This is a genomic window from Pseudomonas sp. YuFO8, from assembly GCF_035065025.1.
GTDB lineage: Bacteria > Pseudomonadota > Gammaproteobacteria > Pseudomonadales > Pseudomonadaceae > Aquipseudomonas > Aquipseudomonas putida_AE.
In genome coordinates this window covers 39,979-54,195 of sequence record NZ_JAXDEQ010000001.1, presented here as the reverse complement: position 1 = coordinate 54,195, position 14,217 = coordinate 39,979, and the positions used below count along the sequence as shown (strand labels likewise).

The window sequence follows — 14,217 nt, the reverse complement described above, 5'->3', positions numbered from 1 at the left end:
GGGGCCACCCCATATGCAAACCTGGCAACAGCTCTACAGCCCGCTCGGCAGCCTCGGCCTGTCCGCACTCGCAGCCGTCATTCCCATCGTGTTTTTCTTCCTGGCCCTGGCCGTGTTCCGTCTCAAAGGACACGTGGCCGGCAGCATCACCCTGGCCTTGTCAATCCTGGTGGCGATCCTTGCCTTCAAGATGCCCGTGGACATGGCGCTCGCCGCCGCCGGGTATGGCTTTGCCTATGGCCTGTGGCCGATCGCCTGGATCATCGTGGCGGCGGTATTCCTCTACAAACTGACGGTCAAGAGTGGCCAGTTCGAAGTGATCCGCAGCTCTGTGCTGTCGATCACCGACGACCAGCGCCTGCAAGTGCTGCTGATCGGCTTCTGCTTCGGTGCGTTCCTCGAAGGCGCGGCCGGTTTCGGCGCACCGGTGGCGATCACCGCGGCGCTGCTGGTAGGGCTGGGCTTCAACCCGCTGTACGCCGCGGGCCTGTGCCTGATCGCAAACACCGCGCCAGTGGCCTTCGGTGCCCTCGGTATTCCGATCATCGTCGCCGGGCAAGTGACCGGCATCGACGCCTTCAAGATCGGCGCCATGACCGGTCGCCAGCTGCCGCTGCTGTCGCTGTTCGTGCCGTTCTGGCTGGTGTTCATGATGGATGGCCTGCGTGGCGTCCGTGAAACCTGGCCGGCAGCGCTAGTCGCAGGTTTGAGCTTCGCCGTGACCCAATACTTCACCTCCAACTTCATCGGCCCGGAACTGCCGGACATCACGTCGGCCCTGGCCAGCCTGATTTCCCTGACCCTGTTCCTCAAGGTCTGGCAGCCCAAACGCGCCGCCGGCCAGCACATCGTCGGTGCCGTGTCGGCTTCCGTGGTCAGCGCCAGCGCCGGTGGCTTCGGCCAGAAACGCACTACCGTAGCTTCGCCTTACAGCCTGGGGGAAATTTTCAAAGCCTGGTCGCCGTTCCTGATCCTGACCGTGCTGGTGACCATCTGGACCCTCAAGCCGTTCAAGGCGATGTTTGCCGCTGGTGGCTCGATGTACAGCTTCGTGTTCAACTTCGCCATTCCGCACCTGGATCAGCTGGTGATCAAGGTCGCGCCGATCGTGGCCGCGCCGACCGCCCTCCCGGCCGTGTTCAAGCTTGACCCGATTTCCGCCACCGGCACCGCGATCTTCTTCTCGGCGCTGATCTCGATGCTGGTCCTGAAGATCAACCTCAAAACTGGTCTGACCACTTTGAAAGAGACCTTCTACGAACTGCGCTGGCCGATCCTGTCCATCGGCATGGTGCTGGCCTTTGCGTTCGTCACCAACTACTCGGGCATGTCGTCGACCATGGCCCTGGTCCTCGCCGGCACGGGCGCCGCCTTCCCGTTCTTCTCGCCGTTCCTCGGCTGGCTGGGCGTGTTCCTGACCGGCTCCGATACCTCGTCCAACGCGCTGTTCAGTTCGTTGCAGGCAACCACCGCCCACCAGATCGGCGTCAACGACACCTTGCTGGTGGCAGCGAACACCAGCGGCGGCGTGACCGGCAAGATGATCTCGCCACAATCGATCGCCGTGGCCTGCGCCGCGACTGGCCTGGTAGGCAAGGAATCGGACCTGTTCCGCTTCACCCTCAAGCACAGCCTGTTCTTTGCAACGATTGTCGGCCTGATCACCCTGGCCCAGGCCTACTGGTTCACCGGCATGCTGGTGCACTGAGTCCTACAGGCGACAAGGAAAAAACCGACGCCGGGCCGAAACCCCGGCGTCAGCTATTCACCACCCGGTCTGCAAGGCTGCTGAAAGAATCTCTGTCTATATTCAGCGGCCTCAGCGGACGGATAACCGGGCCCACCCGGAGACACGCCTGATGAGCGAGCTTTTTTACAACGCTGTGCCGAATGCGACCCGCGTCGCCCCGCCACTGCCCGAGCCTCGGCAATACCCCAGCGAAAAACCGCAACGGGTGTACCTGTTCGGCACCTGCGTAGTGGATCTGTTCTACCCGCAAGCCGGAATGGACGCGATCCACTTGCTGGAACGCGAGGGCATCCGTGTCGAGTACCCGCAAGGGCAAAGCTGCTGCGGGCAACCGGCCTACACCTCGGGTTACACCGAGCAGGCCAGGACCGTCGCACGCTCGCAACTGGCGCTGTTCGCCGGGGATTATCCGGTGGTGGTGCCTTCGGGTTCCTGCGCGGGCATGTTGCGCGAACACTATGCCGACTTGTTCAAGGATGAGCCGGAGACGTTGAAACAGGTCCAGGGCCTGGCTGCCAGGACTTATGAGCTGGCGGAGTTCCTGTTATTTGTCTGCAAAGTGCAGTTCAAGGACAGTGGCACGCCGGTGAAAGTAGCGCTGCACACCTCGTGTTCGGCCCGCCGGGAAATGAACACCCACCTGCACGGCCGCGAACTGTTGGCGCAACTGGGCAACGTGGAACGAGTCGAGCACAGTCACGAAAGCGAATGCTGTGGCTTCGGTGGGACTTTCAGCGTCCGAATGCCAGACATTTCCGGGGCGATGGTGGCCGACAAGACCCGCTCGCTGAAGGAATCCGGCGCGCACCAGGTACTCAGTGCCGATTGCGGTTGCCTGATGAATATCAACGGCTCGCTGGAGAAACAGAAAGAAGCGTTGCGCGGCCAACACCTGGCCAGTTTCCTCTGGCAGCGTACCGGGGGTGCCCAATGAGCGCCGCCGAGATTATTCCTACGGTCGCCGTAGAAGAAGACTTCCGCAGCCGGGCTCACGAGGCCTTGGGTGATGCGCAGTTGCGCGGCAACTTCCGCAAGGCGATGGATTCACTGATGATCAAACGGGCCGCGGCGTTTAGCGATGCCCATGAAAGAGAACATTTGCGCGCGCTGGGCAATGCTGTCCGCGCCCGAGCTTTATCGAAGTTGCCCGACCTGCTCGAGCAACTTGAACGAAACCTGACCCGCAACGGTGTGACAGTGCACTGGGCGGAAACGGTGGACGAAGCCAATGGCATCGTCCTCTCGATCATCCGCGCTCACGAGGGGCGGCAAGTGATCAAGGGCAAATCGATGGTCAGCGAAGAAATGGAGATGAACCACGTCCTCGCTGAACAGGGCATTGAATGCCTGGAATCGGACATGGGCGAGTACATCGTCCAGCTCGACCACGAGAAGCCTTCACACATAATCATGCCGGCGATCCACAAGAATGCCGGTCAGGTCGCGTCCTTGTTCCACGACAAACTTGGCGTGGAATACACCAAGGACGTTGACCAACTCATTCAGATCGGCCGCAGGGTCCTGCGGCAGAAATTCTTCGAAGCGGACATCGGCGTCTCCGGCGTCAACTTCGCCGTGGCCGAGACCGGCACCCTGCTGCTGGTGGAAAACGAAGGCAACGGTCGCATGACCACCACGGTGCCACCGGTACATATCGCCGTCACCGGCATCGAAAAAGTCGTGGAGAACCTGCGCGACGTAGTGCCGCTGCTGTCGTTGCTGACCCGCTCGGCCCTGGGCATCCCGATCACCACCTACGTCAACATGATCTCCGGCCCACGCAAGGCGCATGAACTCGACGGCCCTCAGGAAGTGCACCTGGTACTGCTCGACAATGGTCGCAGCCAGGCCTTTGCCGACAGCGAACTGCGCCAGACCCTGAACTGCATCCGTTGCGGCGCCTGCATGAATCATTGCCCGGTCTACACTCGAATCGGCGGCCATGCCTACGGCGAGGTCTACCCCGGCCCTATCGGAAAAATCATCACCCCGCACATGGTTGGCCTGGCGAAAGTCCCGGACCACCCCAGTGCCTCTTCGTTGTGCGGTGCCTGCGGTGAGGTGTGCCCGGTAAAGATTCCGATTCCTTCACTGCTGCGTCGCCTGCGGGAAGAAAACGTCAAGGCGCCCGACAGCCCTCATCAAGTGATGCGCGGCCAGGGCAGCAAGTACTCGCGCAAGGAGCGGTTCATCTGGAACGCCTGGGCCAGGCTCAACAGCTCGCCGACGCTGTATCGCCTGTTCGTCCTGGCGGCGACTCGCCTGCGCGCCCTGACGCCAAGGAATGTCGGCCCGTGGACGCAAAACCACAGCGCGCCAAAACCCGCTGCCCGCTCACTGCATGACATGGCCCGCGAGCATCTGGCCAAACAGGGAGACCGTTGATGAGCGCCAAGCAAAACATCCTCGCCAAATTGCGTAAAAGTCTGACAGGCACCACGCCAGTGGCGGACGACTTCGATGTCGATCTGGTGACACAGCCCTACACTTACACCCCGGAACAACGCATCCCACAGCTGCGCAAATTGATGGAAGCGGTACACACGGAAATCCATCTGACGTCCGGCGAAGACTGGCCGGCGTTGTTGGCGAAACTGCTGCAGGAGCGCCAACTGCCCAGCCTGTTGATCGCCCCGACTACGCCGCATGGGCAACGCGTCACTCAACACTGGGCGACAAATCCCGGGCTGCCGGCGCTCAAGGCCTACAACCGTCCGGTTGAAGAATGGAAAGCCGAACTGTTCAACGATACCCCGGCGAGCCTGACCACCACCCTTGGCGCAATCGCCGCCACGGGCAGCCTGATTATCTGGCCGACGCGGGAGGAACCGCGCCTGATGAGCCTGGCGCCCCCGGTGCATTTCGCCCTGCTCAAGGCCAGTGAAATCCGCGACAATTTCTATCAGGTACAACAGGAATTCGAATGGGCCCAGGGCATGCCGACCAATGCCTTGCTCGTGTCCGGCCCGTCGAAAACCGCTGACATCGAGCAAGTCCTGGCCTACGGCGCCCACGGTCCGAAAGACCTGGTGGTGCTGATCCTGGAGGACCAATGAGTCTACCGGCCGCTTTCCTGCGCGATGCGCAGCAACTGATTCCCCAGGAACGACGTTTCGACGATCCGCTGTCGACGCTGGCCTTCGGCACCGATGCCAGCTTCTATCGCCTGATTCCACAACTGGTGATTCGCGTCGAGTCCGAAGAGGAAGTGGTGGCGCTGCTCAAACTGGCGCAACGCGATCGGGTGCCGGTGACCTTCCGCGCCGCCGGCACCAGCCTGTCCGGACAAGCCATCAGCGATTCGGTGTTGATCGTGCTGGGGGATAACTGGAACGGTCGCGAGATCCGTGGCCAAGGCACACAAATCCGCCTGCAACCGGGGGTGATCGGCGCGCAGGCCAATGCCTGGCTGGCACCGTTCGGGCGCAAGATCGGCCCGGACCCGGCCTCGATCAACGCCTGTAAAATCGGCGGCATCGTTGCCAACAATGCCAGCGGCATGTGCTGCGGCACGGCACAAAACACCTATCACACCCTGGCCGGCATTCGCCTGGTACTGGCCGACGGCAGCCGTCTCGATACCGAAGATGCTGCGAGTGTCGCGGCGTTTCGCGCCAGTCATGGCGACCTGCTGGAGCGTCTCGCGACCTTGGGCCGCGAGACCCGCGCCAATGCCGATCTGGCTGCGAAAATTCGCCACAAATACCGTCTGAAAAATACCACCGGCCTGTCACTCAACGCCCTGGTGGATTACGACGAGCCTGTGGATATCTTGAGCCACTTGCTGGTGGGCTCCGAAGGCACCCTCGGCTTTATCAGCGCAGTGACCTACGACACGGTGATCGATCATCCGAACAAGGCCTCGGCGCTGATCGTATTCCCCGATGTGGAAACCTGCTGCAACGCCGTCACCGTGCTTAAAAGCCAACCGGTGTCAGCGGTAGAGCTGCTGGACCGGCGCAGCCTGCGTTCGGTGCAGAACAAGCCGGGCATGCCCGCTTTCGTACAACAGCTGTCGAACAATGCCTGCGCCCTGCTGATCGAATCCCGCGCCGCATCGTCCTCGTTGCTGCAGGAACAACTGGCGCAGATCATGGCGTCGCTGTCCTCGTTCCCGGTAGAGAAACAAGTCGACTTCACCGAAGACCCGCTGGAAAACGCCCGGCTCTGGGCGATCCGCAAGGACACCTTCCCCGCCGTCGGCGCGGTGCGCAAAACCGGAACCACGGTGATTATCGAGGACGTGACCTTCCCGGTGGAACAACTGGCCATCGGCGTGAACCGACTGATCGAGTTGTTCGACAAACATCACTACGACGAAGCGATCCTTTTCGGACATGCACTGGAAGGCAATCTGCACTTCGTCTTCACCCAAGGCTTCAACAACCCGGAAGAAGTCGCACGCTATCAGGCGTTCATGGACGACGTGGCGCAACTGGTGGCGGTCGAGTTCGGCGGTTCACTGAAGGCCGAGCACGGCACCGGGCGCAACATGGCACCCTTCGTCGAACTGGAATGGGGCAGCGACGCCTATCAGTTGATGTGGCAGCTCAAGCGCCTGCTCGATCCCAACGGCATTCTCAATCCGGACGTGGTTCTCAGCGAAGACCCGCAGATCCACCTCAAGCACTTGAAACCCTTACCCGCCGCCGACGAGATTGTGGATAAGTGCATCGAATGCGGCTTCTGCGAACCGGTCTGCCCGTCCAAAGGCCTGACCTTGAGCCCGCGCCAGCGCATCGTCATCTGGCGGGACATCCAGGCGAAGAAACGCGCCGGCGTCGATACCCGCGAACTTGAAGCGGCCTTCGAATACCAGGGCATCGATACCTGCGCGGCCACCGGTCTTTGTGCGCAACGCTGTCCTGTAGGAATCAATACCGGCGAGCTGGTGAAAAAACTTCGCGGCCTACACGCATCTCATACGAAAACCGCCAACTGGCTTGAAGGCAATTTCGCCACGGCGCTGCAAGGTGCGCGTTTCACCCTGCACGTGGCCAATGGCGCACGGATGTTGCTGGGGGCGCCCCGCCTGGCAAAGTTGTCGGCGACCTTGACGCGCTTGTCCAAAGGTCAGGTCCCGCAATGGACCAACGCCATGCCGCAGCCGGAAAAAGCCATTCGCTTCAGCCCGACGGTGACCGACGAACGCCCGCGCGTGGTGTACCTGGCCGCATGCGTCTCACGCGCGATGGGGCCGGCGGCGGGCGACAAGGAACAGATGTCGCTGTACGACAAGACCCGCGGCCTGCTGGAAAAAGCCGGTTACCAGGTGGTCTTCCCGGACAACCTGGACAACCTCTGCTGCGGCCAGCCGTTCGCCTCCAAGGGTTATGCCGAACAGGCCGAACACAAACGCCAGGAACTGATCGGCGCTTTGCTCCACGCCAGCCGTGGCGGACTCGACCCGATCTACTGCGACACCAGCCCCTGCACGCTGCGCCTGACCCAGGACCTGGGCGATGTGCGCCTGGACCTCTACGACCCGGTGCGCTTCATTCGTACGCACCTGATGGATCGACTGGACTTCACGCCGCAGGAAGCGCCCATCGCGGTGCATGTCACCTGCAGCACCCAGCACCTTGGCGAAAGCCAGGCGCTGATCGATCTGGCGCGCAAATGCAGCAACCACGTGGTCATCCCCGAAGGCATTCACTGCTGCGGATTCGCCGGCGACAAGGGCTTCACCACCCCCGAGCTGAACGCCCATTCGCTGCGCACGTTGAAGGATGCCGTGCAGTATTGCAGCGAAGGCATCTCCACCAGCCGCACCTGCGAAATCGGCTTGAGCCAGCATGGCGGAATCGATTATCACAGCCTGGTGTATCTGGTAGACCGCGTAACCCAAGCGCGCCCCACCCTGTAGGAGCAAGCTTGCTCGCGATGGACGTCAACGATAACGCGTGCTGTCTGGATAAACTCGTTACCCCAAGATCCATCGCGAGCTCGCTCCTACAAATTCTTACCCCCACGCAATCGCAAAAAAAAACCGAATTCCTGCGCGCGGCTATAGTCATTTAGCTAGGCCCTCTAATCGGGCTTATAACCACCTCGGCTGGCAGCCCGATCTACCGGCAGCACCGAGCCCTCATGCGCAAGGAGATACCCATGAAGCACTCTGCAATGGCTGGATTGTTCATTTCTGCTGCACTGTTGGCATCGCCGGTGTTCGCAGCGGACGAAAATCTTTGTGACGGGAACATTGCCAAACTGAAAAACGCCATCACCACCGCGCCTGCCGTATCCGAGAGCTCCATGGATAACGCAAAAACTGCGCTGGAGGATGCGGAAAAGGCCAAGGCAGCCGGTAACGAGAAGGACTGCATCGAGATCTCCAGTCAGATGCTTGAGAAAATTCAGCAGCGCAGCCCTACGAAAAAGTGATCACAGACAAGGCCAACCTTCGGGTTGGCCTTCCGTGCCACATTGGCGTAGACTACACAGGCTTGTTGCTCATCGGATTCACGAGCAATGAGTTCGGGGCCGTTTAGGATTCGACGCCGGTTGCGAAACTTTAGGTGCATGCCGAGTTGGTAACAGAACTCGTAAATCCACTGTTGCAACTACTTATAGTTGCCAATGACGAAAACTACGGCCAGGAATTCGCTCTCGCTGCGTAAGCAGCCTTAGCCCTGAGCTTCTGGTACCTTCGGGTCCAGCAATCACCAGGGGATGTCTGTAAACCCAAAGTGATTGTCATATAGAACAGAATCGCCGTGCAGTACGTTGTGGACGAAGCGGCTAAAACTTACACAACTCGCCCAAAGCACCCTGCCCGTCGGGTCGCTGAGGGTTAACTTAATAGACACGGCTACGCATGTAGTACCGACAGCGGAGTACTGGCGGACGGGGGTTCAAATCCCCCCGGCTCCACCAAATACGAAACAAGCCAAAACCCGCCCAGTGCGGGTTTTGTTGCATCTGGGGTTCGGTAATCCAAAGCTGATACGCCCCCCTGTAGGAGCGGGCTTGCCCGCGAAGAGGCCAACCAAACCACCGCAAAAACGGCGGCATGCACTTCACGCAGAGCCTGCGGGAAGGGAGTCAGCATGAATAATGTTCTGTTGATCAATGCCAGCCCCAATGGCCAGGTTTCCCATGCGAACCAGTTGGCACTGGAGTTGGTGCAATCCCTGCGCCAGCGCTATCCGCGGCTCGAACTGGTCGAACGTGACCTGGGCGCGCATCCACTGCCACCGCTCGGTATGGACTACGCCCGTGCCCGCCTGTCACTGGAGCCGCTGTTCAGCAACCTCGTTCGCAGCTCATCAGTAGAACTCGTCCAGCAAACAGTAAAACGCTATCCGTTGCTGATCGGGTTCCACACCATAGGCGTGGAAAAATGGCGCTACCCATGCCTGTCCAAGGTTGCGCTCTATGCTTCGGGCAGCCAGCGCAAGATCCTGGTAAATGTCACTGATGCCTAGTCGGCCGCAGTCGATGTAGCCGGTAAAACGGGTTCCTTCGACCATGAAATTCGGCAGGCAGGCATCCCCGTGGGTGACCGCAAGATCATAGGTTTCAGGGAGCGTCGACAGCAGCTCTGCGAAAACATCCTCAGCGGTTTGACCCAGCCGCTCATCGTCAAAGTCTGCCTCGTCAACGAGCCCGGCACTCACTCGACTCCGGGCGGCGGCTATGCGCTGCTCCAACGGGTGATCAAAGGGACATGCCTCGATTGGCACCTGGTGCAGAGTACGAAGTGCCACTGCCAGGATGCTGATGACTTGGGGTGGAGACAGATCGTTGGCACTGGCCAGATCCTGTCCGGGGACGGCACTCATGAGTAACCAATGGCGATTGTTTTCTGTCGTGGCATCAAGAACGGTTGGCGCAGGCAGGTCGAGCCGGTTCATCCAGCGAAGACGCTCAATCTCTTGCGGCAGCTCGCTATGGACGCCAACGGGTTCGGACTTCACAAACAGGTGTTCGCCGCTGATGCAGCGAATGCGAGAAACCTCGGCACCTGACTCGCCGATGGTTTGTCGTTCAATGGGTGCACCACTGGATGTTTGGGACCATTGGGTGGGAATGTACATACTGTTACTTACCCTGTTCCGGCAGATAATTATGAGAGGCCTCATGATCCGCGACTTTCGAAACCTGGACCTGGAACCCGTATTGGACATCTGGCTACGGGCGTCAATCCAGGCGCATCACTTCATCGCTCCCGAATTCTGGCGCAACCAGCTTGATGCCATGCGTGAGGTCTACCTGCCCGGCGCCATGTCCAGAGTATTTGAGGCCGATGGGGTCGTCGCAGGATTTTGCTCTGTGTATGGCGACACGCTTGCGGCGCTTTTCGTATCGCCTGAGCATCAGGGGCACGGCATAGGTACGCAGCTTCTCGCGGACGCCAAGGCCTCCAGGTCAACGCTACAGCTGACTGTATATTCAGCGAATGCGCCCAGCATCCATTTCTATGAGCACCAGGGCTTTGTGGTTCTCAATGAACAACGGGATGAGCACACTGGCCACCTTGAGAAGGTGATGCGCTGGGGTGACCTGGTTCAGGACTAGGCACCACTTTTGCCCTTCAACTCAAACGAAAGTCGCTCAGGTCAATCGACACCATCACCCTCTCGCGCAGGGGTTGCCTGTCCTCGCCCCGCAGGTAGGCTCTGCGCCGGGAGGGAAAGCGAAAGCCCTGGGCTTCAACGTACTCGCCCACGTATTGGGCGGCTGCGAAGCCGCCGGCCACGTCGACGTGATAGTCGTGTCGACGCAACAGGCCGTCGTCAGCGAAGTAAAAATCCTGGACACGGCTGTGGCTGGCGATGTGTTCCGGGAACTCGACCCGCAGACCGCGCCAGGTCTCAGGGCCTTCCTGCCAGGGGGTGATTTCAGTGACGTTGAAATCCGCCATCGCCATGAAAAAAGGCGTCGTCAGGTAGGTCCACATGGCGTACCCGCTGAAGTACGCACGGTGCAGCGGGTCCCAGGGGGTATCCATGTCGTGCCCGGCGAATGACTCTCGCGGGTTCGCGCGCTCGCGCACGATTTCGCCCTCGGTGGTTTCGATGGCGATGTAGTCGGCCCGGAATGCCGTGCGCCAGTGCGGGTTGCCGAACGGCGTCACGCTGGCGCTTTGCTGGTGCAGGCTGACGGTCATCTCGCGGGGCATCGTGTCTTGCGCCACGCCCTTCATTGCCCATAATTCTCCGCCCGTGACGATGGTGGCGTTGAGCGTGGTGAACCTGCTCCAGCGCTCCAGGCCGCCATGGGCGTCGAGTACTTTTTTCAGCAAATCGTTCATGGGTCTTGTCCCTTTCGATGCTGGGCGGAATCAAAAGAATAGGTCACTGGCAGGTCGTGGGCGGATCTATGCTGATGACTTCCCTACAGGCTCGGGCCTCCACTGAACAGATGCATTCAGGAATGCAAAACATGAGTATGCGGATTCTGGCCCTCCTGGCAGCGATGGTTTGCCTACCAGCACACGCCGCCAGCGAAGTCGACGCCTTCGATGCCGGCAATGGCAGCCGGCCTTTCGACCTGTCGCTGGAACTGCAGGGCATTGTCTTTCATGTGACGGATGAGTCGGTCGATGGCGGCCGGGCAATGCGCATCGCTCCCCAAGGGCTGGAAATCGATAATTCGGCCATGACTCACCCACTGAATGGCGACATCGCCCGGGCGGAGGTCGCGGACCTCGATCGGGATGGCTCTCCTGAAATTTACGTGTTCGTCAGGTCACAAGGGCGCGGATTGCCCGGCGAGCTCGTCGCCTACGCCGCCAACCGTAAAAAATCCCTCAGTGCGATCTATCTGCCACCGGTCAGCGAAGACCCGAAGGTCGCCGAGGGGTATCGGGGCGAGGACGAGTTTGCCGTGGTGGAAAACACCTTGGTGCAGCGGTTTGCGCTGTATGACAGTGCCGACGCTTCGGCGGGCCGGACCGGGAAAATGCGCGAGATTCAGTATCGGTTGATGCCTGGGGAGGCGGGGTGGATTTTGCAGAGGCAGAAGGTGATGGAGTATTGAGCTTTTCCCCTTTCACCCTCGGGCAACACATGAACTTTTCTTCACCCCGGGTTCAGGCAACTCCCTGTACATTTGCCCTTGCTCATTCAAGAAACTACGGTTTGCCCGCCCTCCCGCGGGCTTTTTTTTGTCTTGCGAAATGTCCTACTTTGAAACAACTCGCGAAGAAAAATCCCACAGGTCTTTCAGGTTGTCGGTCGGAAGGGGGCTTATTAATCTTTTGTCGTCACTGACCACTCAGTGATCGGGTGTGAGAACCCGGCAAGTAATAGCCATGCACTACCAGTATCCGCATAATTGCCGGCAGCTTGTCCGCTGCCTGTAGATGCGTAATGGCGGCTGTGTGCGGGCAGACTTTTGTCTGACCGGGTGGCTATGACCGGATTCTCACCTCGCACATAGCTGCCACCTCTTTGCTGTGTGAGAACGGCAAGTACTGGCACCCACGCAAGAGGTCAATCATCTTGGATAAGCTAACCCCCGATCCCCCCTTCGAAACCACCAAACCCTACCGCCCCAGCCCCTTCTTCACGATCCTCCCCGACATCAAATCCGAAAACCTCCTCGCCCACGCTTGCGAATCACTGGCTTCAGCCAGCGTCATGCTCAATGACTTTGCCACTTACCTTAATGGCCCCCAGCGCAACACCGCGCTTGGGATTGCGCAGATCGTCATGCTGGCGGAGCTGGCTGTGAACAGGGCGCTGGATAATGTCGATCCGCAGGGCTAGGAAAGTAGACCGCGTTATCGTTCTTCGCGAGCAAGCCCGCTCCCACATTTAGTCTGCGGCGTATGCAAATTCTGCGGCCACCGAAAGACTATTGTGGGAGCGGGCTTGCTCGCGAAAGCAATTTGCCAGGCAACAAAAAAACAGAACATCTCACTCAAACTGCGGGCTACGCTCAACCCGCAATTTGCGACAATCCTTTTGCAGCACCGGCATCTCCAACCGCGCTCTTCCGTAAAACGCCAGCGCCGTCAGCAAACACGCCAGCCACACGAAGATCCCGGCCCAGAAGGTGTGGGACATGTAGTGCCAGCCCTGCACCACCCGCGTCGTGCCATAGACGAACCCCAGGGCCAGCGAGCCGTACATGATTGCCTTGCAATAGCGCCAGCGGTAACGACGGGCAACAAAGTACAGTGCAAGCATGGTGAAACCACCGGAGGCATGCCCGCCCGGCCAGCAACGACCGTCACCGGCGACTTTCAACAAATCGAAATTCTCGTACCACTCCTTGTGCTCGATCTTCCCGCCGTACTGGGTGGTCTCGATCGGGCAATACACACTGGTATGGCCCTTGAGGTAGTGGATGACGCCGGTGCTGATGGAGAACGCAAACACCACGTAGAGGAAATCCCGCCGATGTTTGCTGGCAAAGCGCAGTACCGGCGCGACCTTGATCTTTTCCAGGACGGCGATGATCTTCGCGTGTTTTTCCGCCTTCAGGCGCGGCCAGAGAAACGACAGCAAGGCACCGATGATGGCGATCTCGCCGGTCCAGTTCGGAATGATCCGCGCCCATTTATGGGTGATCTTTTCGAACAGGTGCACATGGTCCAGCGGGAATGTTTGCGTCACCGGGTCATAAAACAGATCGTTGAAGGCGATGTCGATCCGGGTCAGGTCGAACATCAGGAACACCACGACCGCGCAGGCCAGTGGGATACCGAAGTTCACCCAGTAAAAACGCGAGCGGGAAGCCGTCAGCATGGTGTGTCCTGGTGACAGAGTGAATTCATTCGGTGGTCATCGAGTGCCAGTCCGAGGCCTCGATGAACCCGAGTATGTGGGGCGCTTGTTGCGCTTGGGCGCTAACGAAAAGCGAGGCGCCGTAACCAAGGGTCGAGATGGGCAACTTGAGATCCTTTTGCAGTTGCGCCATGCATTCGCTATGGGTCACCAGGATCAGGTTGCGCCCGGGGACCTTGTGCGTCAGGGCGTCGCGCAGCATCGTGCCCTTGCAGTTGATCAGCCAGTCGTCGCCAGCGCCGACCGTGTTGAACATGTACCCGCTGGTCTGCGCCGTACGCACCATCGGGCTGTTGTAGATGTCGGCCTTCCCCAGCCCAAGCTGCTCGAACTGCGCACCGACCGCCACCGCAACGCTGCGCGAACGATCGGTAATGCCATCGTCGCCACTCAGGCAGGGCGCGCTGGAGTGATCGCAACGCTCGACATGGCGCACCAGCACGATCATGTCGCCCCTGGCCCAACCCGCCAACAGCGCCCGCACGCCCTCCACGTTGCCATGCGCCAGGTCCGGCACGGCGTCAGGCCGTAACAGCAATACCGTCATGGCCAGCGCCAGCATCGCCGTGGCCAGCACCACGAGCGGATTGCGATAACGGGTAAAACGGCTCAGGTCGATCGAGCGGTGTATTCCGAACAGACTCAGTCTCAATTCCACAACAAGCCGCCTCGCAGCCCTTCATCAGGTGCCGTGAGAGTAAAGAGGCGGGCGTCGGCTGCCAGTGAAAC

Annotated in this window: 13 protein-coding genes, 1 other RNA gene and 1 pseudogene; 11 read left to right on the top strand and 4 right to left on the bottom strand. The window is 60.0% G+C overall.

From position 1 onward, the window contains the following. Positions 1-13: 13 nt before the first annotated feature. The 8 genes and pseudogenes from SOP95_RS00230 to SOP95_RS00195 form a co-directional block, all read left to right on the top strand. On the top strand, positions 14-1,708 hold the full coding sequence (locus tag SOP95_RS00230) for a lactate permease LctP family transporter (RefSeq protein WP_323605475.1): 1,695 nt from the start codon (positions 14-16) through the stop codon (positions 1,706-1,708). A gap of 151 nt (positions 1,709-1,859) precedes the next feature. Then, entirely contained in the window at positions 1,860-2,684 is an 825-nt protein-coding gene (locus tag SOP95_RS00225) for a (Fe-S)-binding protein (protein ID WP_323605474.1), read from the top strand. Next, positions 2,681-4,135: a LutB/LldF family L-lactate oxidation iron-sulfur protein gene (locus tag SOP95_RS00220; RefSeq protein WP_323605473.1), complete on the top strand. Its 1,455-nt coding sequence runs from the start codon at positions 2,681-2,683 to the stop codon at positions 4,133-4,135. Before SOP95_RS00225 ends, SOP95_RS00220 begins: the two co-directional genes overlap by 4 nt. Continuing rightward, entirely contained in the window at positions 4,135-4,806 is a 672-nt protein-coding gene (locus SOP95_RS00215) for a LutC/YkgG family protein (RefSeq protein WP_323605472.1), read from the top strand. Before SOP95_RS00220 ends, SOP95_RS00215 begins: the two co-directional genes overlap by 1 nt. Further along, a complete protein-coding gene (locus SOP95_RS00210) occupies positions 4,803-7,616 on the top strand; it encodes an FAD-binding and (Fe-S)-binding domain-containing protein (RefSeq protein WP_323605471.1) in 2,814 nt (937 codons plus the stop codon). The genes SOP95_RS00215 and SOP95_RS00210 overlap by 4 nt, the downstream gene beginning before the upstream one ends. A gap of 242 nt (positions 7,617-7,858) precedes the next feature. Further along, the gene (locus tag SOP95_RS00205; RefSeq protein ID WP_274074089.1) at positions 7,859-8,134 is read left to right on the top strand and encodes a hypothetical protein; all 276 of its coding nucleotides are present in this window, start codon (positions 7,859-7,861) and stop codon (positions 8,132-8,134) included. Positions 8,135-8,229: 95 nt separating this feature from the next. Continuing rightward, positions 8,230-8,626: a transfer-messenger RNA gene (ssrA, locus tag SOP95_RS00200) on the top strand. A gap of 173 nt (positions 8,627-8,799) precedes the next feature. Next, positions 8,800-8,958: pseudogene (locus SOP95_RS00195) on the top strand (NAD(P)H-dependent oxidoreductase); the annotation flags it as partial. Positions 8,959-9,018: 60 nt separating this feature from the next. Here the strand turns inward: SOP95_RS00195 and SOP95_RS00190 are convergent. Then, positions 9,019-9,789 (bottom strand): APH(3')-II family aminoglycoside O-phosphotransferase, encoded by a 771-nt coding sequence (locus SOP95_RS00190; RefSeq protein WP_323605469.1) that lies wholly within the window; start codon positions 9,787-9,789, stop codon positions 9,019-9,021. Positions 9,790-9,832: 43 nt separating this feature from the next. On the opposite strand from SOP95_RS00190, the gene SOP95_RS00185 reads away from it, so the two are divergent. Next, positions 9,833-10,270, top strand: a complete 438-nt coding sequence (locus SOP95_RS00185; RefSeq protein WP_323605467.1) for an N-acetyltransferase — start codon at positions 9,833-9,835, stop codon at positions 10,268-10,270. A 16-nt stretch (positions 10,271-10,286) separates the two neighbouring features. Here SOP95_RS00185 and SOP95_RS00180 read toward each other — a convergent pair whose 3' ends face one another. After that, positions 10,287-11,006, bottom strand: coding sequence for a hypothetical protein (locus tag SOP95_RS00180; RefSeq protein WP_323605465.1), 720 nt, complete (start codon positions 11,004-11,006; stop codon positions 10,287-10,289). Between the two features lie 74 nt (positions 11,007-11,080). Between SOP95_RS00180 and SOP95_RS00175 the strand changes: the two genes are divergently transcribed. Together SOP95_RS00175 and SOP95_RS00170 are read left to right on the top strand one after the other, a co-directional pair. Then, positions 11,081-11,734, top strand: coding sequence for a hypothetical protein (locus SOP95_RS00175; RefSeq protein WP_323605464.1), 654 nt, complete (start codon positions 11,081-11,083; stop codon positions 11,732-11,734). A gap of 464 nt (positions 11,735-12,198) precedes the next feature. Then, the gene (locus SOP95_RS00170) at positions 12,199-12,465 is read left to right on the top strand and encodes a DUF6124 family protein (protein WP_274074102.1); all 267 of its coding nucleotides are present in this window, start codon (positions 12,199-12,201) and stop codon (positions 12,463-12,465) included. Positions 12,466-12,615: 150 nt separating this feature from the next. On the opposite strand, the gene SOP95_RS00165 is transcribed toward SOP95_RS00170, so the two are convergent. Next, complete coding sequence (locus tag SOP95_RS00165; protein WP_323605462.1) at positions 12,616-13,449, bottom strand: phosphatase PAP2 family protein; 834 nt, start codon at positions 13,447-13,449, stop codon at positions 12,616-12,618. A 25-nt stretch (positions 13,450-13,474) separates the two neighbouring features. Then, positions 13,475-14,146: a histidine phosphatase family protein gene (locus SOP95_RS00160; protein ID WP_323605461.1), complete on the bottom strand. Its 672-nt coding sequence runs from the start codon at positions 14,144-14,146 to the stop codon at positions 13,475-13,477. Between the last annotated feature and the right edge of the window lie 71 nt (positions 14,147-14,217).

Coding starts and splice junctions, on each gene's coding strand:
- SOP95_RS00230 (WP_323605475.1), top strand. CDS start 14: ATGCAAACCTGGCAACAGCTCTACAGCCCGCTCGGCAGCCTCGGCCTG.
- SOP95_RS00225 (WP_323605474.1), top strand. CDS start 1,860: ATGAGCGAGCTTTTTTACAACGCTGTGCCGAATGCGACCCGCGTCGCC.
- SOP95_RS00220 (WP_323605473.1), top strand. CDS start 2,681: ATGAGCGCCGCCGAGATTATTCCTACGGTCGCCGTAGAAGAAGACTTC.
- SOP95_RS00215 (WP_323605472.1), top strand. CDS start 4,135: ATGAGCGCCAAGCAAAACATCCTCGCCAAATTGCGTAAAAGTCTGACA.
- SOP95_RS00210 (WP_323605471.1), top strand. CDS start 4,803: ATGAGTCTACCGGCCGCTTTCCTGCGCGATGCGCAGCAACTGATTCCC.
- SOP95_RS00205 (WP_274074089.1), top strand. CDS start 7,859: ATGAAGCACTCTGCAATGGCTGGATTGTTCATTTCTGCTGCACTGTTG.
- SOP95_RS00190 (WP_323605469.1), bottom strand. CDS start 9,789: ATGTACATTCCCACCCAATGGTCCCAAACATCCAGTGGTGCACCCATT.
- SOP95_RS00185 (WP_323605467.1), top strand. CDS start 9,833: ATGATCCGCGACTTTCGAAACCTGGACCTGGAACCCGTATTGGACATC.
- SOP95_RS00180 (WP_323605465.1), bottom strand. CDS start 11,006: ATGAACGATTTGCTGAAAAAAGTACTCGACGCCCATGGCGGCCTGGAG.
- SOP95_RS00175 (WP_323605464.1), top strand. CDS start 11,081: ATGACTTCCCTACAGGCTCGGGCCTCCACTGAACAGATGCATTCAGGA.
- SOP95_RS00165 (WP_323605462.1), bottom strand. CDS start 13,449: ATGCTGACGGCTTCCCGCTCGCGTTTTTACTGGGTGAACTTCGGTATC.